This is a genomic window from Seramator thermalis (genome assembly GCF_004138125.1).
Lineage (GTDB): Bacteria > Bacteroidota > Bacteroidia > Bacteroidales > Dysgonomonadaceae > Seramator > Seramator thermalis.
Map to the genome: position 1 here is coordinate 129,790 of NZ_RXHS01000005.1, position 19,786 is coordinate 149,575.

A 19,786-nucleotide genomic window follows, 5' to 3' on the forward strand; every position below is an offset into this window, starting at 1 on the left:
CTATTTTTTTACCTTATTTTTTCAAAACGAACATTATCGATACACATATTCACAAATCCTGCATCTCCTGCCGTAGCCAGTCCGAAATCTTGTGTAATGTTTTGAACGTTTGGTAAAATGTTTGTTCCATATCCGTCATTATCTTTGAAATCCGTTAAAGGAATAGTTACTGTGTACCAACCACCTCTATTTTCCATTCCGGGAATGATAGCCCAGAAATCCCCATCGGTACCTTTGAGACGAAATTTAAATGCCATCGTCGTTCCGCCCAAAACATTGACATCCATTTTTATAGCCCACTCATCAACTGTTACCCCAGTAACTTTTAGATCATTCTGGCTATTTCTCCAGAAGAAATCAACCCAACCGGATGGCAAATCCTGATTGATTCGGAAATAGTTTCCACTCAACGATAGAGCAGGATCATTTTCTACTTTTCCGTAACTTCCCCACCACGAATTTTTCCCGTCAAAATCAAAAAACACATAACTTGGATCGGTAATAGGATCGGTTCCACTTATAGTTATTGGAACAGAAACTTCTTTACCTGCAAAAGTGATCAACTTTAAAGTTACTGCACCTTTTGCGGCATTTTCAGGTACATAAACCTCCAGCAAGGTTGCCGAACGAGTTCCAAATTGGGTTGCTTTCACATTATTCTGGAAAATAACCGATTCAACCAAATTTAATTTTGTTCCTTGAATAACCAGCAATTGACCAGGTTTTGCACTTGCGGGGATGCTCGTTATAACCGGAATATCGGCTTCGGTTACCGTGAGTTCACTTGGAGATGAAATTTCGGTTCCATTCACTGTAACAAATTTTACAATGCCACTTGTTGCATCAGTTGGAACATTAACAACAAATGAGGTAGATGAACTTGGTTCAACATTCACGGTCTTAGCTGCAGATGGGAATATCACTTTTCTTATCAAATCCAAGTCACTTCCTGTAACGGTTAATTCACTTCCAGCCATTAATGAATTTGGCGATAAAGCGGTAATTGTTGGGTTTACATAATTAAATTCAGGCGTATCGATCGTTTTAGTGGAGAAAGTAACAAGAGTTGCCACTTTTGAATTGGCTGTTTCCGGCACTATTACAGAGATTTCTGTTTCTGATTTGGCATTAATTTGCCCCTCTATATCACCAAATTTTATGCTTGCAACCAAATCCAAATCTTTACCTTTGATAGTTAAAGTGTGGCCATTTTTAACTGTTCTTGGATCGACCCCGAGATTTGAAGGCATTACGGTAATCAGTTTCTTGTTTCCTTTTACTTCGAGACCCGATTTGGTAATCAATTTTAGGGTATCGTCCTGGGCTTCCAGTGGTACATTTACTGTAATTTGTGTGGAATCGGCATTTAAAATAACCTCATCTACTATTTTATCTCCGCCAAACTTAACACCCGCTACCAAGTCCAGATTTGTACCTGTAATATTGATGTTATTTCCCGGTTTCACAGTAACAGGAGAAAATTCTGTGAATGTAGGTAAAATAATATTGATTACTTCGTTAGAGTAGATTTCAATAGGTATTTCTTCTCCGTTCGATAAAATGATTTTTCCTGTTTGAGCTTCATCCGGAACCCTTACTTGCAGTTGATCTCGGGACTGAGATACAAAATCTTTTGATTCCACCTCAACATTGTCAACAAAGATTACTTTTTTAATCAAATTCAGGTAGTCGCCTTTCACAGTAAGTATTTGACCGGCTCTTAAAGTAGTGGGAGTAATACTGCTTATGGATATAGGTTCTGAAAATGTGAGAGGAGTTAATGTTTGAATATCTCCTTGTGGTGTTTTTAAGATTACTTTACCCGGACCAGCATTCTGAGGAATGGTAACCCGAATTTCTCTTTCGTTGACAACTTCAATTTCACTAACTTCTACTGTTTCTCCAGATGTCAGGCCCTGAAAAACTACAGCTGTAACTTTATCGAGATTGCTCCCTATGAACCTGAGTTCACCACCTCTTAAGGCAGGTGATGGACCAAATGCTTTTAAAACTATCGAAGTGTCGACGGCTTCTTCATTATCGCATCCGGTATATAAACCTCCATTGATAATCAATATAAAAATTATCAGCCATGAATACCATTTATTTTTATGTGTTTGCATTTTTTCAAGATTTATGGATTAATTATTCAATTGGAACCACCCTAATGTTGTCAATACAAATATATGGTGTACAGTCTGTACCCGCAATTCCTCCGTGATAAACAAAGAAAGTTAAGCCTCCATAATTCCCTGGCCCTGCTACTTGAAGCGCTTTTCCGGTATGGTCATATTTGAAGTCTTTGAGTGGGAATGATACAGTTATCCATCCATCAGTCTGATAAGAACCACTTGATTCCCAAGGCCGCCACAACCCCCTCGGGGTGACTCCATCCGCTATATAACCATTGGTGTCTTTGGTTGACCATGGAGTAAAAATCATTTGCAGTGCGCCAGCCGACCAACTTTGCGTAACATTGATTTCAAACTTTAATTGTGCCGAGTCTATTGGAATAGAGAATAAATCTCCTTCAGGACGTCCGTTTGAAATTCCCCAAAGATTAAATGAAAAATTATCTTCATCCCACGTGGATAAATCCCCTTTCATGTTTCCTGAAAAGTAAACATAATTTCCACTAATACCTTCAGGATTGCTGTTGGCAATTTTTCCTGAGCGCCATCCTCCCGATGCGTTTTTGTTGTCCCAATCGAGAATAATACCTCTGTCATCCCTGAATTGAAATTTCGATCGCCCCGTTCCATAAATGGATTTGACATTGATATATCCTTTTTGTGATCCTTCTGGGATTTTAAATACAATTTTTGTTTTTTCTATACTTAATATTTCAGTTACAGGAACATTCCCTGGCATGTTAACAGTGAGCGGAACATTTGGATCGTCGATAAAATAATCGCCATAGAGCGTTGCAATTTCCCCATCATGGGCGTATTCGCAAGAAATGCTTGCTACTGAAGGATTTGGAACTTGAACACCAAAATCGTATGCAATTGTGTCATTATTTTTAGTTATCATGTAGATCTTGTTCGTAACGACCGAAGGAATTTCGTTCGGCACATTCACAAACAAAGTGTTTCTAGTAATAAAACTGGAATTCAAGATGGCTTTCTTGTCATTAAACCACATCTCCTTGATGCTCGTCAAGTTATCACCTACCAATACTATTGTATTGTTCATATAAGCTTTAACTAATAGAGAGTCAGCTGATTCAGGATTCGGAACTCGTACATAGTATATATCCGGAATGCCATCTGTACTCTCATACTTATCCGGATTATCATCGCAAGACACCCATCCCATGCAAACCAACGTCGCGAATATAACTATCAGCAAATTGTTATAGTCTTTTATATAAAGTTTATTTTTCATATTTTTAAATTCAATTGTTTTAAGAATCAATAACTTATGGATCCAAAATCGAATTCAACAGGATCTTTCAGCAGATTAGGATTCATGGTTAAATCAGTATCTGGAAAAGGAAGTTGAAAGTGTGCATCCGTGATGTTTGGAATATTTGGATTTTGATCATAGTAAGTAACCGTAGGATCAAAATTGCCTGATTTATAATAAGTGCCAAGACCAACATAATAACTCCTTCGCTGTGCTTTAAGCTCGGCTATAGCCTTTTGTGGTTCGTAATAATGCCAACGCACATAATCATACCATCTGTCGCCTTCACAAGCAAGTTCGAGGCGACGTTCTTTCCAGATATCGTCCCAAGTAATGGATGACTTGGGCTCGTAGCCTTTTACCGATCTTTTTCTGACATCATTAAAAGCTTTTAAGGCCTTAGGGTCTGAAGTAGAAGAACTATTTCCTAAAACTGCTTCTGCATAAATCAAATATACATCTGCAAGTCGAAGCAAATGTGTACTAAGACTCGTTGCCATACGAGCCATGTGAGTGCCGGTTCCAATAACGTGATCGTTATCGTTACCTACCAGATGTTTTACTTCGTTTGCCCCAACTGCACTTTGATATTCCATACTGTTAACTGCAAATTCAGTGTAGTCGAACCCCCCTTTGTCAACCCAGAAATAATCATATTTATCGCCATACATCATCATTGTAGCTTTTCTCCTATCATCTACATTATTTCGAGTTAAACTAAGTGCATTTTCACTAAAAGCATCTTGCAGATCTACTGATGGTCCATTATATCCACCCCATGTAGCTCCATATTCATCAAAACCCTGAATTCCCAAGTCGGATTGTAAAGAATTTTGCGAAGTCCATTGGTTAGAAACTACCCAATGCCAAGCTATTAAACTTTCCTCACTAAAATTGTTCTTTAATCTAAAAATGTCGGAATAGACCGGCAATAATGATCGTCCACTTTCTTCGATAACTTTACTGGCATACAAAGCGGCCTTATCTAAATCCTCTTGTCTGCGAGAACCTTCCATCCCATAACCTGATTTGGTTAAATAAACTTTTGACAGCAATCCATATGCAGAATATTTATCAATACGTCCCGGTTGATTTTTTTCGGGTAACCATTCTATAGCTTTCTCGAGAGTCATGATAATGTAATCATAAACATTTGGGATAGTGGCTTTGTAAACGTTGTTATAATTGCCCTCGGCAATCATGGCCGAATTGCTGTGAACAATCGGAACGGCACCGAATGTGCGCACCAAATAAAAATAAGCCATAGCTTTCCATACAAGAGCTTCCCCCTTTACGGTCTTTTTAGTAGCTTCACTTACAGCAGGGCCTGCTTTCATGTCTATATTTTCCAAAATGCTGTTGCAATACCCATTGACAGACCATAAGGAAGCCGACATATTTACTAAATCTGCATCGGTGGAATTGATAGTAAAAGTTAAATAAGGTGATGACCCCCAATAATAATTACCAGATAGTACTTCTCCGACCTTAAAGAACCCACGTTGAAAATCATACCATGGTGAATTATATACCGGATTCACCGCTTGAAAACATTGCTGATCGGTTTTATAGAAACTGTCAACGGTGTAATTATCTTCTGTTGGTCGATTAAGAAAATCTTCACAGGAAGACAAGAATGATATAACAAGGACTGCGAAAGCAAGGCCTTTTATGGTATTTTTAATTTCCTTAATTATTTTCATTTTTTCTATTATTAAAAAGATAAACTCAATCCAAATGTGTAGACTTGAGGTGATGGATAACGACCGTTATCCAGCCCAAAAACGTTTGCACTTGCTGTGCTTGCCCCAATTTCAGGATCGTACCCGCTATATTTGGTAAAAGTGTATAGGTTTTGAATATTAGCATAGATCCTGAGATTATCTATTTTCATTTTACGTACAAATGTCGCAGGTAAATTATATCCAAAGGCTATGTTTTTGATACGCAAATATGACCCATCTTCAATATATCTGTCGCTGATACGATTATTATCATTGGGATCATTATAAATAGCACGAGGAATTCGAGTATTTGGATTCGATACTTTTACATTGGTAATATCGTCAAACCAATTATTCACAGTCACTCCATTAATCACTGTGGGATAAGTTTTATTGGGATCTATAGGTTCGAGCTGAGCTCTTTTGGTTACTTTTTTCAATTGGTTGTCCCAAACACTCGTCATCCCTGACAAGTGCATATCCATATAATTGAATACTTTATTGCCATATGATCCACTGAGGAAAATAGACAAATCAAAATTTTTGTATTGCATCGTATTAGTCAACCCGAAAGTAAATTTTGGCCAGGGTGAACCGATGTTGGTGCGGTCGTAAGTGTCAATAATCCCATCTGGTTTTCCGTCGGGTCCGCTTATGTCTTCAAATTTCAAATCCCCAACCCATGTAGTGTTATAGCGATTGAATACGCCATCAGTTGGATATTTTTCCGGCTTTGGTGAATTTTGCAAATCTTCCAAGTCTTTGTAAACTCCTGCGACTTTGTATCCGTAAAAATTATATAATGGGTCACCTATGTTTGTAACAGTGACAACATCACTCCATTGGCCATAACCCTCTATGTGAGCCGATTCAGTGCCATCGAGTGCAACTAATTTATTTTTGTTGAACGACATTTGAAAATCGGTATCCCAGATGAAATCTTTCGTCAGATTGTGGGTCGTCAATGTAAATTCGATTCCTTTATTATTGATTGTTCCATAGTTTCCATACGGTGAAGCTAAGGCAGACGAGGCATTGCCTCTTGTACCCATATATGATGGAAGTTGGAGTTGCATAAGCATATCAGACGAAGTTTTATCGTATGCATCTACTACAAAATCTATTTTTCTATTTAATAAAGATAAATCAAGACCTAAATTCCACTGTTCTTGAGTTTCCCATTTAATGTATGGATTGGCAATGTTGGATTGTCTGTATCCAAGACCCAGCCCTGATGGCATCTTAGATATGGACGCACCCCATCGATAGCCTCCTATATTGGAATTGCCGGTTTGCCCCCATCCTAGTCGAATTTTTCCGTTGTCAAAAATTCCTAATAGAGGTTCGAAAAATTCTTCGTTTGTAAAACGCCACGAAACGGCAAACGCATGAAACCCTGCCCATCTATTTTTAGGCCCAAAATTAGATGATCCATCTTTTCGGTAAGTATAGGTTCCCATATATTTATCGCCATAGTTGTATGTCCCACGCCCAAAGAATGAAGCCATCGCGCTACTCCCGAAACCAGAATTAATCTGAGGATCTGAACCTAAACTAGGATTATGAATATCGTTTGAAGGCAAATTAGTAGCACGTACTCCTTCATATTCCCAACTTGATTCCCATAACTCTTGTCCAAGCATCACGGAGTAATTATGTTTATCTTTCGACCCCGTATATGTTAAATAATTTTTTAACTGCCAAAAGAAATTATAGTTTCTTTGTATTGAACTCATATTGACGTTACGACTCCAATTTCCATATGTCACCGCAGGCTCGAATTGTTCGGCTCTTGTGTTTCCGATATCATATCCTAATTCGCTGTGCCAGGTCAGATTTTTGAAAGGCGTTACTTCAGCAAAAATACTTCCGTTAAGTTTGTTTCTGCCTAAAAGGATGTCTTCATCTAACGCCATTGCGATTGGGTTGATTCTTGTATACCCTTCTCTCACTACGCTTGCATAATTTCCGTCCAAATCGTAAATAGGTATGTCTGGTGGAGTTAGAAGCGAATAATTCACGATACCTTCATCACTATCAGCCAGTCCTAATCTTTCGTCAGTATTCGAATACATAATGTTGACTCCCAATTTCAACCATTTTTTTAGTTTTGCATCCAAATTAGTTCGAAAAGAATATCTATTAAAGTGTGTACCAATAATAGTTCCGTCTTGATTCATAAAAGATCCAGAAACATAATAAGTAACATTATCAGTCCCACCTTGAGCTGAAATCTGATGCTGATTCATAGGTGCGTGTCTAAAAATGGCATCTTGCCAATTTGTTCCTGCTCCAAGCAGGCTTGGATCAAGAAATTCAGGTCGAGAGTCTTTCGAGTTACTCTCTTGAGCAACTGAATTGCTGAATTCGGCAAACTCTTTTAAATTCATCATTTCAATTCTACTCGCTTGTCGCTGGATGCCGAAAGATCCTTCATAATTGAATTTTGCTTCTCCAGCTCTCCCTCTCTTTGTGGTAATCAAGACTACGCCGTTTGCTCCTTGCGCTCCATAAATGGCAGTAGCGGAAGCATCTTTTAAAATTTCCATCGACAAAATATCTGCGGGATTAATGGTTGAAAGTGGTGAGATTGTCGATACAGGTCCATTCCCCAATGCATCGCCTAATCCAAACGAGGCTCCACTATTTCCCCCACCCTGAACAATAACTCCATCGATAACATAAAGTGGCTCTGCATTGGCATTAATGGTCGCTTGTCCTCTGACTCTTATGGCTGATGACGATCCGGGAGCACCCGACGTTAGGACGGCATTCACGCCTGCTACTCGACCCTGTAAAGCTTGGTCTAAATTAGTAATAACAGATTTTTTTATGGCATCCTCGCCGATTGAAACAGATGCACCTGAGAGGTCGCTTTTTCTCATCGTTCCATATCCCACTACTACCACTTCATCAAGCAGTTCTACGTCCTCTTCCAAACTTATATTAAACGAAGACCTGTTCCCCACGCTAACTTCTTTGGTTTTGTAACCAACGCTCGAAAAGACTAAAACCGGGTTTTGGGTGGTAAGTCTCAGTGTGAATTTTCCATCGAGATCCGTAACGGTACCGTTTGAGGTGTTTTTTTCCATTACCGTTACGCCAATCATAGCAGAATTGTCCCTGGCATCAACCACAGAACCTGTGATGGTTCGCTGTTGAGCCGCGAGTTGCAGGCTCAGTAATAGAGCCGGTGCAATCAAAATAAAAAATTTTCTACAAATGTTTCTCATAAATAAATGTTCTTGTTGTGAATTAATATGATACGAATCTTGTTTTAGGTAATATTTAAATTTTGTTGCGTATTGCGTAATAAACAAAAGGTCACCCTCTCTCATCGTAATTTGATACATGCAAAGATAAAATGCTAAAAGATATTTTTTTGCATATCTTTTAGCATTAAATGATACTATTTTGATGGAATAGTTAAAAGATTTGTTTCGTCTTTCTGAAATTTTCTCTAAATTCTTTTGGAGTACATCCTTTCTTTTTCTTGAAAATTCTGTTGAAGTTTGACAAGTTATTGAATCCGCAATCGTAACAAATTTCGGAAATAGAATTTGTAGTATCGGCTAACAACCTGGCTGCAAATCCCAACCGAATATCGATTAAATAATCTGAGATGGTTTTGCCAGAACGAATTTTAAAAAAACGACTTAAGGCCACAGGTGTCATGCCGACTAATTCGGCTAATTCCTCCAATCGGATAGGTTCTTTGTAATGGGTATTAATGTATTGACGTATCTTCAAAACCCGACGGCTGTCGCTGCTCTCATCCGATTTCGCGAATGAGGAACTGGCTAACAAATGAATATTATCGAAAAGCGAAAGTTCATAGAGTATGGTCAAAAATTTGATAACGGCATAAAAACCTTCCTTTTCAGAAGATAACGTATCCAAAAGCGGATACACTTTCATAATGGCTTCCATAGGAAAGCTGATGCCTGTTTGTGCTTTTTCGAGCATGCGACGAATGCTGTCAAACTGATTTTTCCCCAAAAAACTTCCGAAAAACAGATCCGGCGAAAATTGGATTGTTATTTCTCGAATATCTTTCGATTCGCATTTATATTGTTCCCACACATGTTCCAAATCGGCTCCTGAAATGAGTGTTAAATCATAATTTCCAATCGTTTCTACCGAATCGCCCACGATGCGTCGGACTCCCGGCGCATTTTCGATATAATTCAATTCGTACTCGGCATGTGAATGCAAGGGATATGTAAACTCCGATTTTCGCCGATCGGCTATATAAAAGCAGTCCTTATCTGACAACGGAGTTATCTCGCGAATAATATAATTGTTGTTGATATTCATGAAACTTATTCCTTCTTCCACAATCCTTCCATCTCTTCCAGCGATTTTCGCTTTGTTTCCGGAACCATTTTCCATACAAACAGGGCCGACAAAACGGACATCGCGCCATAGAAGGCATATGTAAAGCCCGAACTGAACTCCATCATGGCCGGATAGGTGGACGATATCAGGTAATTGGCAAACCATTGGAATGCGACGGCAATGGCTACCGCTTTTCCCCGTATTTTGTTCGGGAAGATTTCGGAAATCAATACCCAACAGATCGGTCCCCACGACATCATGAACGATGCCGTATAGATGATGATGAATACCAGCGTACTGATGCCGATGATGTTGTTGAACGCCAATGCCGAGATTGCAAACATGCCTATGGCCATCCCTATCGACCCGGTCATCAACAAAGGCTTCCTGCCCCATTTGTCCACCGTAACGATCGCTACCGCCGTAAAAACGACATTCACAAAGCCCATGATGATGGTTTGCAGCATGGAGGCATCTTTGGCGGCGCCCATGCTCTCGAAAATACGCGGGGCGTAATACAAGGCCACGTTGATGCCGACAAACTGCTGGAATACCGACAGCAGGATTCCGATGATGATGACCTTCTTACCGTAAGAAAATACACTGGCCTTGATCGAATGGTCGACCGTTTGTTTTATCTCGTCCAGTATCCGACGGGCAGTTTCTTCTCTCCCGTTTATTTTCTTCAATACCGCCAAAGCTTTTTCGTCCTGATGCACCAGCGCCAGATAGCGGGGTGTTTCCGGTACAAACAACAGCAATATCCCGAACAAAGCTGCAGGTATGGTTTCCGAAGCAAACATGCGCCGCCAACCGATGGCATTGATCCATTCTATCGACTGACCTCGGGCTATTTCCCAGTTCACGAAATAAACAACCAGCATGCCGAAAATGATGGCAAACTGATTGAACGATACCAAACGCCCGCGAATAGCGGCCGGAGAAATCTCGCTGATATACATGGGCGAAACGGCCGATGCCAACCCTACTCCGATACCGCCCAAAATGCGGTAGATATTGAAAGTGATCAGTAAACCGACCGAAGGTTCTCCCCAAGGGAAGAAAAAGGTTTCGGGATATCCCGATCCCAAAGCCGATACAAAAAACAGGACGGATGCCAGAAGCAGGGTATTGCGGCGCCCCAATCGGTTGGAAAAAAAACCGGACAATATCCCTCCAATGATACATCCGATCAAGGCGCTCGATACTGTGGCACCGTGAACCAGCGCGTTTAATCCCAACGGCTCGATCAGAAATGCCTGAAGGGATTTTTCGGCTCCCGAGATGACGGCCGTGTCGTATCCGAAAAGCAGTCCGCCTAACGTCGCTACCAGCGTTATCGCGAAAATGTATGATGCGTTGTATTGTTTTGTCATTTTTTACCCGTAATAAAAGAAACCCGGCCGGTTTTTCAAGCAACCGACCGAGAATCCGCTATGTTTTACCTTTTTTATATATACATGTTTACGATAGCTTCGTAAAGTTCCTGTTTCCCGCTGATTTGTGCGGGTTCCCTGCCCAACGAAAGCGCATAAGCGCGCAGATCTTCCAACGAAAGTTTTCCTTCTTCGAATGCTTTCCCTTTTCCGCTGTCGAAAGAAGCGTAGCGCTCTTTGAGCATCTGCAGATAGGGCGATTTTTCGAGTATGGCGGCGGCAGCTTCCAATGCCCGTGCAAAAACATCCATCCCCGCTATGTGCGCAATGAAGATGTCATCCAAATCGGTGGAATTGCGACGCGTTTTGGCATCGAAATTCGTACCTCCACCCTGCAAGCCGCCATTTCTCAGGATGACCATCATGGCTTGCGTTAGTTCGTAAACGTCAATGGGGAATTGATCGGTGTCCCAGCCGTTTTGGTAATCGCCCCGATTGGCATCAATCGATCCGAGCATGCCGGCATCGGCAGCACATTGCAATTCGTGCTCGAAGGTGTGGCCGGCCAGTGTGGCATGATTGACCTCGATATTCAGTTTGAAATCCTTGTCCAAACCATTGGCGCGCAGAAAACCGATAACCGTTTCAGCATCCACATCGTACTGGTGTTTGGTCGGCTCCATGGGTTTGGGTTCGATGAGGAAAGTCCCTTTGAAACCCTTCGAACGGGCATAATCACGCGCTTTGGTCAACATCATGGCCAGATGTTGTTTTTCGCGTTTCATCTCGGTGTTCAACAGGCTCATGTAGCCTTCTCTGCCTCCCCAGAACACGTAATTTTCGCCTCCCAGCGCGATGGTGGCATCCAGCGCATTTTTGATCTGCGTGGCAGCGTAGGCAACACTGTCGAAATTGGGATTGGTGGCTGCTCCGTTCATATAACGCTTATGACCGAATACGTTGGCCGTTCCCCATAAGAGTTTGATCCCGGTTTGAGCCATCTTCTCCTTGGCGTATGACACCATCTGTTTCAGGTTGGATTCGTACTCCTCGAGCGAATTTCCTTCGTCCACCAAGTCAATGTCGTGAAAGCAGAAATATTCGATTCCGATTTTTTGCATAAATTCGAAAGCGGCATCCATCTTGTTTTTTGCCCTTTCGATGGGATCTGCTTCCCGATTCCACGGAAAACTTTTCGTCGGTCCGCCAAAGGGATCACTGCTTTCTGCACACATCGTATGCCAGTAGGCCATCGAGAATTTGAACCAGTCTTTCATTTTGCGTCCGTAAACAACTTTTTCGGCATCGTAATACCGAAATGCCAACGGATTTTTACTTTCTTTTCCTTCAAATTTGATTTTCCCGATTTCGGGGAAAAATTCTTTCTTGTTTTCCATTTTTTAATTGAGTTGATGTTAATTATTGAGTAAATTCAGATTTGTTTTCCACTCTTGATAAGCAGTTTCGTACTGCGATTGATTTTTTGCATCGGGTTCGATGGTCATGATCTTTTTAAGAGAGGCGAATGCTTCGTTGTGTGAAGCATAAATGCCGACACCTATTCCGGCCGCTTTGGCCGCTCCGGCCGCTCCGTCGGTATCGTAGAGTTCGATGGTTGCACCGGCAATGCTTGCGAGAGTTTCCCTGAAAACCGGACTGAGAAACATGTTGGCATTGCCTGCACGAATCACTTTGATGTTCATCCCCATACTCTCCATGATTTCCATACCGTATTTGAACGAAAAAACGATGCCTTCCTGCGAAGCTCTCACTACATCGGCAATGGAATGAATATTGAAATTGATGCCGTGAAACGAACATCCGATGTTTTTGTTTTCGAGAATGCGTTCGGCGCCGTTTCCGAAAGGAATCACCGACAAGCCTTTTGCTCCGATGGCAGATTGTGTGGCCAGACGATTCATATCGTCGTATGAAAGTCCCTCGCGAATCATGTTTCGCTTGATCCACGAATTCAAAATTCCCGTACCGTTAATGCACAACAAAACACCCAATCGCGGTTTTTCGGGAGAATGGTTGACATGCGCAAAAGTGTTTACGCGCGAAAGCGGGTCGTAATTTATTTCACCCAACACGCCGTAAACTACACCGGAAGTTCCCGCCGTTGAGGCAATTTCTCCCGGATTGAATACGTTGAGCGAAACGGCATTGTTGGGCTGATCGCCGGCACGATAACTTACCGGCGTACCTTCTTTCAGCCCTAATTCGACGGCTGCGGTGGCCGAAACAGTTCCTTGAATTCCGAATGTGGGAACAATATCGGGAATGAGGGATTTGTCGAATCCGAAATATTGCATCACATCTTCCGAGAGCCGGTTTTCCTTGAAGTCCCAAAAGATTCCTTCCGACAGGCCTTCAACCGTTATTCCGACGGAATCGGTCAGTTTCATGGCGATATAATCGCCCGGCAGCATAATCTTGTCGATTTTACGGTAAGTCTCGGGTTCGTTTTCCTTTATCCAGGCAAGCTTTGAGGCTGTGAAGTTTCCGGGAGAATTGAGCAAAAGCGACAATGCTCTTTCCTTACCAATCGCATTAAAGGCTTTTTCGCCGTAAGCAACGGCCCGAGAGTCGCACCAGATGATCGACGGTCGCAGCACTTGACGGTTTTTGTCCACCGGAACCAGTCCGTGCATTTGCCAAGAGATGCCGATGGCTTTGATCTCTTCCGCTTTTACTCCCGATTTTTCCATCACCGAACGATGCGCCGTTTTCAAGTTTTCCCACCACATCTCCGGGTTTTGTTCTGCCCAACCGGGATAGGCTGCATGAATCGGCATTTCGGCTTTCGGAGAAAAATCGGCGGCAACTATTTTCCCGCTTTCAGCTTCTACCAAACAGGCTTTGACGGACGAACTACCTATGTCATATCCTAATAAATACATGATATTTTTTTAGTTTTAATGTTGTTTCAGTTCATGAGATTTGATTTCATTTCATTGCGAACGACGGCCATCATGCCTTCCACCTGCGCCAACGCAAACATTCGCCCCAAAAAGGAATAGCCCGGATTGTAATTTTTTGCGACATCATCGAGCATGAGTTTTCCGTGATCGACACGCATGGGAACAGCGGGATTTTTCTTTTCAAAAATTCGGATCAGTTCAATCAGGTTTGCTCTCCCACCCAGATGAGAAGCTTCCACGAAATCGCCGTTTTCCTTGATTTCCGTACTTCGCAAATGTACGAAAAAGGATTTTTCGGCAAATTTTTTGGCCAAATCGACTACGTCATTCTGAATTCCGGCACTCAGCGAACCGGCACAGAACGTAAAACCGTTGGACGGACTTTCCACGGCGTCCAAAATCCACCGAATATCATTCTTGTCGCTGACAATTCTCGGCAAACCAAATACGGGAAATGGCGGATCATCGGGATGAATGCACAATCGCATGCCGTATTTTTCTGCCACGGGAATCACCTGCTGCAGAAAATATTTCAAATTTTCACGAAGTTTTCCTTTATCGACATCTTCATATAACCGAAGCAGATTTTTAAAGGCCTCCACCGGATCTTCATTGCCGTGCACTATGCTTCGATTGATAAATCCCTGCGTCCTGACGATAATGGTGTCGATCAATTCGGCTTTTTCGGCTTCGGTGATAACGTTTTCCAGCTCGTTCACTTGCTGCATTTCTTTCTGCGAATAATCCTTTTCGGCATCTTTCCTCTTCAAAATCTTACAATCGAAATAGGCAAACTTGATTTTATCGAAATAGAGCGTTTGGGTGCCATCAGGCAATGTTTTATGCAAATCGGTTCTTACCCAGTCTATCACCGGCATAAAATTGTAACAAACCGTCGTAATGCCTGCTTTGCCCAAATTTTTGAGCGTTTGTTTGTAATTTTCAATCAACAAATCCCTGTCTTTTCCTCCATATTTTATTGATTCCGAAACCGGCACACTTTCCACCACAGACCAACGCAACCCGGCAGCTTCAATAAATTTTTTCAAATCAAGAATATCTTCCGTTTGCCAAACTTCATTGTTTGGAACATCATAAAGCGACGTTACAATTCCTTCCACGCCAATTTGTCGGAGCATATCGAGCGTGATAGGATCTTTTTTGCCAAACCATCTCCACGTTTTTTCCATATCGAATCAACCAAAATTATTCGTTTACATAAAATTTATCGCCGGTTACCTCAACATTTTTTTGAACGACCTTCGCTGCAGCAATAGATTTTTCATCGGGTTGCTTTCCGCCGACAGAAATCAACACCTTGCCTGCCTCTACGAGTGGGATATTTTCTTCGTTGCGTGCAGCAAACTGATGGGGTTTGAGCAGAAAATCAACCGTTTTGGTTTCGCCGGCTTTCAAATAGATTCGTCGAAATCCCTGTAATGACCGAATCGGCTTCCGGAGTTTGCTGTCGGGCAAAGAAACATACAGTTGAACCACTTCCTCGCCGTCTTTTTTTCCCGAATTAGTTACTTCCACCGAAACGGGAATATTTTCTCCCGATTTAACCGACGTCGGAATGCTCTTTAAACGGTAATTAAACGTTGTATAACTCAATCCGTAACCAAATTCGTACAACGGGTCGCCTTCGAAATAACGATACGTTTTTCCTTTCATGTCATAGTTTTCGAAAGCCGGAATTTGGTGAATGTCTTTATAGAAAGTAACCGGTAACCGTCCTGCCGGATTGTAATCGCCAAAAATCACGTCGGCAATCGCTGTTCCACCCGCTTGACCCGGATACCATGCTTCGACAATGGCGGGAATGTTTTCGTTCTCCCAATTAACAGCCAACGCACTTCCGTTGAGCAGAACCAGCACCGTCGGTTTCCCCAGTTTTACAATTTCCTGCATCAATTCGGTTTGAACTTGCGGTAATTTGATGTCGGTTCGGTCGCCTTTGTAGAATCCATCGATATTCACATTCATCTCTTCTCCTTCCAGCGACGGACTTAACCCCATGCAGAGTACCACCAAATCGGAATTTTTTGCCAAATTTAAGGCTTCATTTTTCATATCCCTTTCTTGCACGTCCCACAACATTTGTACGTGAGGATATTCGGTGTTGTTTTGCACATATTCCAGCTCAATTTCATAAGGTTTTCCTTTTTCCAGCTTTACCGGTTCATAACCTTTTTTGGAATGATGTTCGCTTTGTCCGAAGTTTAATACTTTCCCTTCCAATATCAGTTTAAATCCGCTGAAAGCTTCACCTCCGATGATATAATTCCCGCTTACGGGTGGGACAAGGAAGCCTTTCCAACGAACCGAAAATTGGTCGTATTTTATATCGGGAAATGGTGCAGTTGTCCACCAAGCGAAATCAATATTTTTGTCCACACGAATGTGTTTGGGAGAACCTTCGCAGTTGACATTATCGAAATACTCTGCTTTTAATCCTTTTGTTTCCAGTTTTTTATCTACGTAAAAATAGTTTTCGGGAATGGGGCTCAAAAAGGGCATCCCTTCGGCCAATCTGCATCCCGGAGCGTATTTCACTTCTGCATTCGGAAGTTTATCTTTTATTCCCTGCAATGGCGAAATGGGGTGGGAGGGATAGCCGTTGTAGTTACCCGACAAAATTTCTTCGTTATCGGCATTCGGACCGATGACAGCTACTCTTTTAACTCCTTTCGAAAAAGGCAAAATTCCGTTTTCGTTTTTGAGCAATACCATCGATTTGCGTGCGGCTTCCAAAGCCAGCAACCGATGTCTCTCGCAATCTACTACACTGATGGGAATTTGTGCATATTTTACTTCTTTGTCGGGATCAAACATTCCGAGTTTCATCCTTGCCAACAACAATCTTTTGACTGAAACATCAATTTCCGATTCGGTGATCAAATTCTTCTTTACGGCATCCACCAAATGTTTGTAAGTGTCGCCACAATTCAAATCCGTACCTGCTTTCACGGCCATTGCGGCAGCTTCTTCCGGAGTGTTCACAACATGATGCTTGTCCGGCTCGTAAAAATCGCTGATCGCACCACAATCCGACACAATGTATCCCTTCAATCCCCATTTGTTGCGCAGAATGTCCTCCACATACTTGCTGCCGCAGCAAGGTTCACCGTTCAGACGCTGATAGGCACACATCACCGAGTAAACGTTGGCTTCTTCGATAGATCTTTTGAAATGAGGTAGATAGGTTTCGGCCATATCGTATTCGTTGGGATACACATCAAAAGAATGACGAACAGCTTCTGGTCCACTGTGTACCACAAAATGTTTCGCCGTAGCCACCAGCTTCAGGTATTTCGGATCGTTGCCCTGCAAACCTTTGATGAATGGAATAGCCATTTCGGCAGTCAGGAAGGGATCTTCGCCATACGTTTCCATGCCTCTTCCCCAACGCGGATCGCGAAAAATGTTGATGTTGGGTGTCCAGAACGTCAACCCCTGATAAATGCCCCGTTTCCCTTTTGCCGCGTAGTCGTGATGTTTGGCCCGCGCTTCGTCGGAAATCGCTGTGGCGATATCGAACATTTCGTCGGTATCCCACATGGCAGCCATCCCGATTGCTTGCGGAAAGACGGTTGCCAATCCCGAACGTGCCACGCCATGCAGGCATTCGTTCCACCAATTGTAAGCCGGAATTCCCAATCGCTTGATTGCCGGCGAATCGTAGAGCATCAAACTCACCTTTTCTTCCAATGTCAGACGCGAAAGCAAATCGGTTGCTCGTTCTTCAAATGTCAATGAGGTGTCCAGGTATCGCTCAATCGGTTTACTTCCTTGAAAGAAAAGAAAGACTATGATTGAAATTAAATAAAGTGCGGAGCTATTTATCTTTTTCACAATTAATCGAATTATAGGATTTATACGTTAGTTTCTCATTCCATCAATGGTCTTAATGCTACCATCCTCATTGTATTCCAATTCGGTTACTTTCATGCTTCGTAGCCATGTTTTCCCTCCCGAAGGTACGCTATCGTGGTGAAACAAATACCATTTCCCTTGAAATTCTACAATGGAGTGGTGCGTGGTCCATCCAACAACGGGTGTCAGAATAACTCCTTTGTATGTAAATGGCCCGTAAGGATTGTCTCCGATTGCATAACACAACAGATGTGTATTTCCGGTCGAATAGGAAAAATAGTACTTCCCGTTGTATTTATGCATCCAGGAAGCCTCAAAAAATCGGCGCTTATGGTCACCTGCCTTCAACGGTTCGCCCTTCTCGTCCAAAATAACCACATCGCGAGGTTCTTCAGCAAAGTTAAGCATATCGTCGCTCAGTTTTACAACTTTTGCACACAAAGCAGGCTCATCGTCTTTGGGTTCGTGACCGCACTCAATGGCTTTATTGTTGCGATAACGTTGTAATTGTCCTCCCCACAATCCGCCGAAATACATGTAAAAGTTGCCGTCGCCGTTATCGAATACGGCCGGATCGATGCTGTAACTTCCTTTTATGGGATCACTTTGAGGAATAAACGGACCTTCGGGTTTATCACTTGTCGCTACACCAATTCGAAAAATATCCGTTTTATCCTTTAATGGAAAGTAAAGGTAATATTTTCTGTTTTTATATGCTGCATCTGGAGCCCATAATTGTCGTCCGGCCCACGGAATATTCTTAATGTCGAGTGCAACACCGTGATCCGTAACTTCTCCGTCAATGGAATCCATTGAAAAAACATGATAATCGCGCATGTCGAAATGATCGCCATTATCGTTTTCCGGAATTCCGGCGTCAATATCGTGAGAAGGATAAATATAAATTTTACCGTTGAATACATGTGCCGAGGGATCGGCCGTGAATATGTCTTTTACCAAATATCTCATTTTCGCCATTTTTTGTTCTCCTATATTTTGTTTATTGGTTTGCTTCTTTGATTATTGTTTCTACAATCGGTTTTGGTTGATAATTGCGATCGAATAACAACGGATAATCCGTCCGACCCGGAACAGGCCAGTTATTTCTCCAGCTGTCTCCGTCCGTGAGTCCCCACATGGTTACTCTGTCGATTTTGTCGGCATGTTTCAAAAACAATCTGAAAAACTCCGAGTAGTGATCGTGTGCTGCTTGAGCTACCGAATCCGGCAAACCGTTGGGATAAGGGTTCAATTGTTTCTGATATTCATAACTTAAAGCAACATCTGCAGAAACTTTGGTACCGGGTGAAGGCAGCACAGTTAAATCCAATTCGGTAATCATCACTTTAACACCTGTTTCGGAAAATGCGACAATACTTTTCTCTTCTTCCTCCAGCGTAGGAAAATCCATCGTCATATGTCCCTGCATGCCGATTCCGTCAATTTTAACTCCCTCCGATTGAAGTTTTTTCACCATTTTGACAACTGCATCGCGTTTTCCCTCTTTAGACATGGAATAATCGTTATAGTAAAGTTCTGCTTCGGGATCGGCCTCATGAGCAAACTCAAAAGCCAGCCGGATAAAATCTTCCCCGATAATCTGATAGAATTTACTTTTTCTGAAAGAACCGTCATCTTCTATAGCTTCATTTACCACATCCCAACCGTGTACTCGACCCTTGTATCGACCAACAACGGTAGTAATATGGTTTTTCATTCGTTCGATCAGCACTTCACGCGAAACATCCTTTCCGTCCTTATCCACAAAAAACCATTTCGGGGCCTGAGAATGCCAAATAAGCGTATGGCCAACGATAAACATATTGTTTTTTTGGCCAAAATCAACGTATTGATCCGCCAAAGCGAAATCGAATTTCCCTTCCTCGGGTTGCAATACTTCGCTTTTCATGCAATTTTCGGGAGTAATCGAATTGAAATGCTCCTTGATTAATCTTACTCCGGCTGTATCTTTTCCGGTAATTTGATCGGCATTCATGGCGACTCCAATTAAAAATTTCCCTTTTAACGCTTCTTGCAAAGCTTTTTCCGATTTACTTTCCTCAGCTTTACAGTTTGCAAATAAAGCTATAACCATAAAGGAAATTACAAAATAATACGATTTCAATTTCATAAAAAAGAT

The 19,786-nt window shown here is 42.0% G+C and carries 12 protein-coding genes; all 12 read right to left on the bottom strand.

Going from position 1 to position 19,786, the window contains the following annotated elements; translation table 11 throughout:
- Positions 1 to 8: 8 nt before the first annotated feature.
- The 12 genes from EJN84_RS05835 to EJN84_RS05890 all read right to left on the bottom strand — a co-directional run bounded on the left by EJN84_RS05835 (position 9) and on the right by EJN84_RS05890 (position 19,777).
- Positions 9 to 2,123, bottom strand: coding sequence for a glycan-binding surface protein (locus EJN84_RS05835; protein ID WP_129594534.1), 2,115 nt, complete (start codon positions 2,121 to 2,123; stop codon positions 9 to 11).
- A 22-nt stretch (positions 2,124 to 2,145) separates the two neighbouring features.
- Entirely contained in the window at positions 2,146 to 3,387 is a 1,242-nt protein-coding gene (locus tag EJN84_RS05840; protein WP_238943942.1) for a glycan-binding surface protein, read from the bottom strand.
- 26 nt (positions 3,388 to 3,413) lie between these two features.
- A complete protein-coding gene (locus tag EJN84_RS05845) occupies positions 3,414 to 5,111 on the bottom strand; it encodes a RagB/SusD family nutrient uptake outer membrane protein (RefSeq protein ID WP_129594535.1) in 1,698 nt (565 codons plus the stop codon).
- Between the two features lie 11 nt (positions 5,112 to 5,122).
- Positions 5,123 to 8,365 (bottom strand): SusC/RagA family TonB-linked outer membrane protein, encoded by a 3,243-nt coding sequence (locus EJN84_RS05850; protein WP_129594536.1) that lies wholly within the window; start codon positions 8,363 to 8,365, stop codon positions 5,123 to 5,125.
- 193 nt (positions 8,366 to 8,558) lie between these two features.
- On the bottom strand, positions 8,559 to 9,449 hold the full coding sequence (locus EJN84_RS05855; protein WP_129594537.1) for a helix-turn-helix domain-containing protein: 891 nt from the start codon (positions 9,447 to 9,449) through the stop codon (positions 8,559 to 8,561).
- Between the two features lie 5 nt (positions 9,450 to 9,454).
- A complete protein-coding gene (xylE, locus tag EJN84_RS05860) occupies positions 9,455 to 10,846 on the bottom strand; it encodes a D-xylose transporter XylE (protein ID WP_101486826.1) in 1,392 nt (463 codons plus the stop codon).
- A gap of 74 nt (positions 10,847 to 10,920) precedes the next feature.
- Positions 10,921 to 12,243, bottom strand: coding sequence for a xylose isomerase (xylA, locus tag EJN84_RS05865; protein WP_101486825.1), 1,323 nt, complete (start codon positions 12,241 to 12,243; stop codon positions 10,921 to 10,923).
- Between the two features lie 18 nt (positions 12,244 to 12,261).
- Positions 12,262 to 13,749, bottom strand: coding sequence for a xylulokinase (locus tag EJN84_RS05870; protein ID WP_129594538.1), 1,488 nt, complete (start codon positions 13,747 to 13,749; stop codon positions 12,262 to 12,264).
- A gap of 26 nt (positions 13,750 to 13,775) precedes the next feature.
- A complete protein-coding gene (gene uxuA / locus EJN84_RS05875; protein WP_129594539.1) occupies positions 13,776 to 14,960 on the bottom strand; it encodes a mannonate dehydratase in 1,185 nt (394 codons plus the stop codon).
- Between the two features lie 16 nt (positions 14,961 to 14,976).
- Positions 14,977 to 17,625, bottom strand: coding sequence for a glycoside hydrolase family 3 C-terminal domain-containing protein (locus tag EJN84_RS05880; protein ID WP_238943943.1), 2,649 nt, complete (start codon positions 17,623 to 17,625; stop codon positions 14,977 to 14,979).
- A 27-nt stretch (positions 17,626 to 17,652) separates the two neighbouring features.
- Positions 17,653 to 18,624, bottom strand: a complete 972-nt coding sequence (locus tag EJN84_RS05885; protein WP_129594540.1) for a glycoside hydrolase family 43 protein — start codon at positions 18,622 to 18,624, stop codon at positions 17,653 to 17,655.
- Between the two features lie 22 nt (positions 18,625 to 18,646).
- Positions 18,647 to 19,777 (bottom strand): endo-1,4-beta-xylanase, encoded by a 1,131-nt coding sequence (locus tag EJN84_RS05890; protein ID WP_129594541.1) that lies wholly within the window; start codon positions 19,775 to 19,777, stop codon positions 18,647 to 18,649.
- Positions 19,778 to 19,786 lie beyond the last annotated feature (9 nt).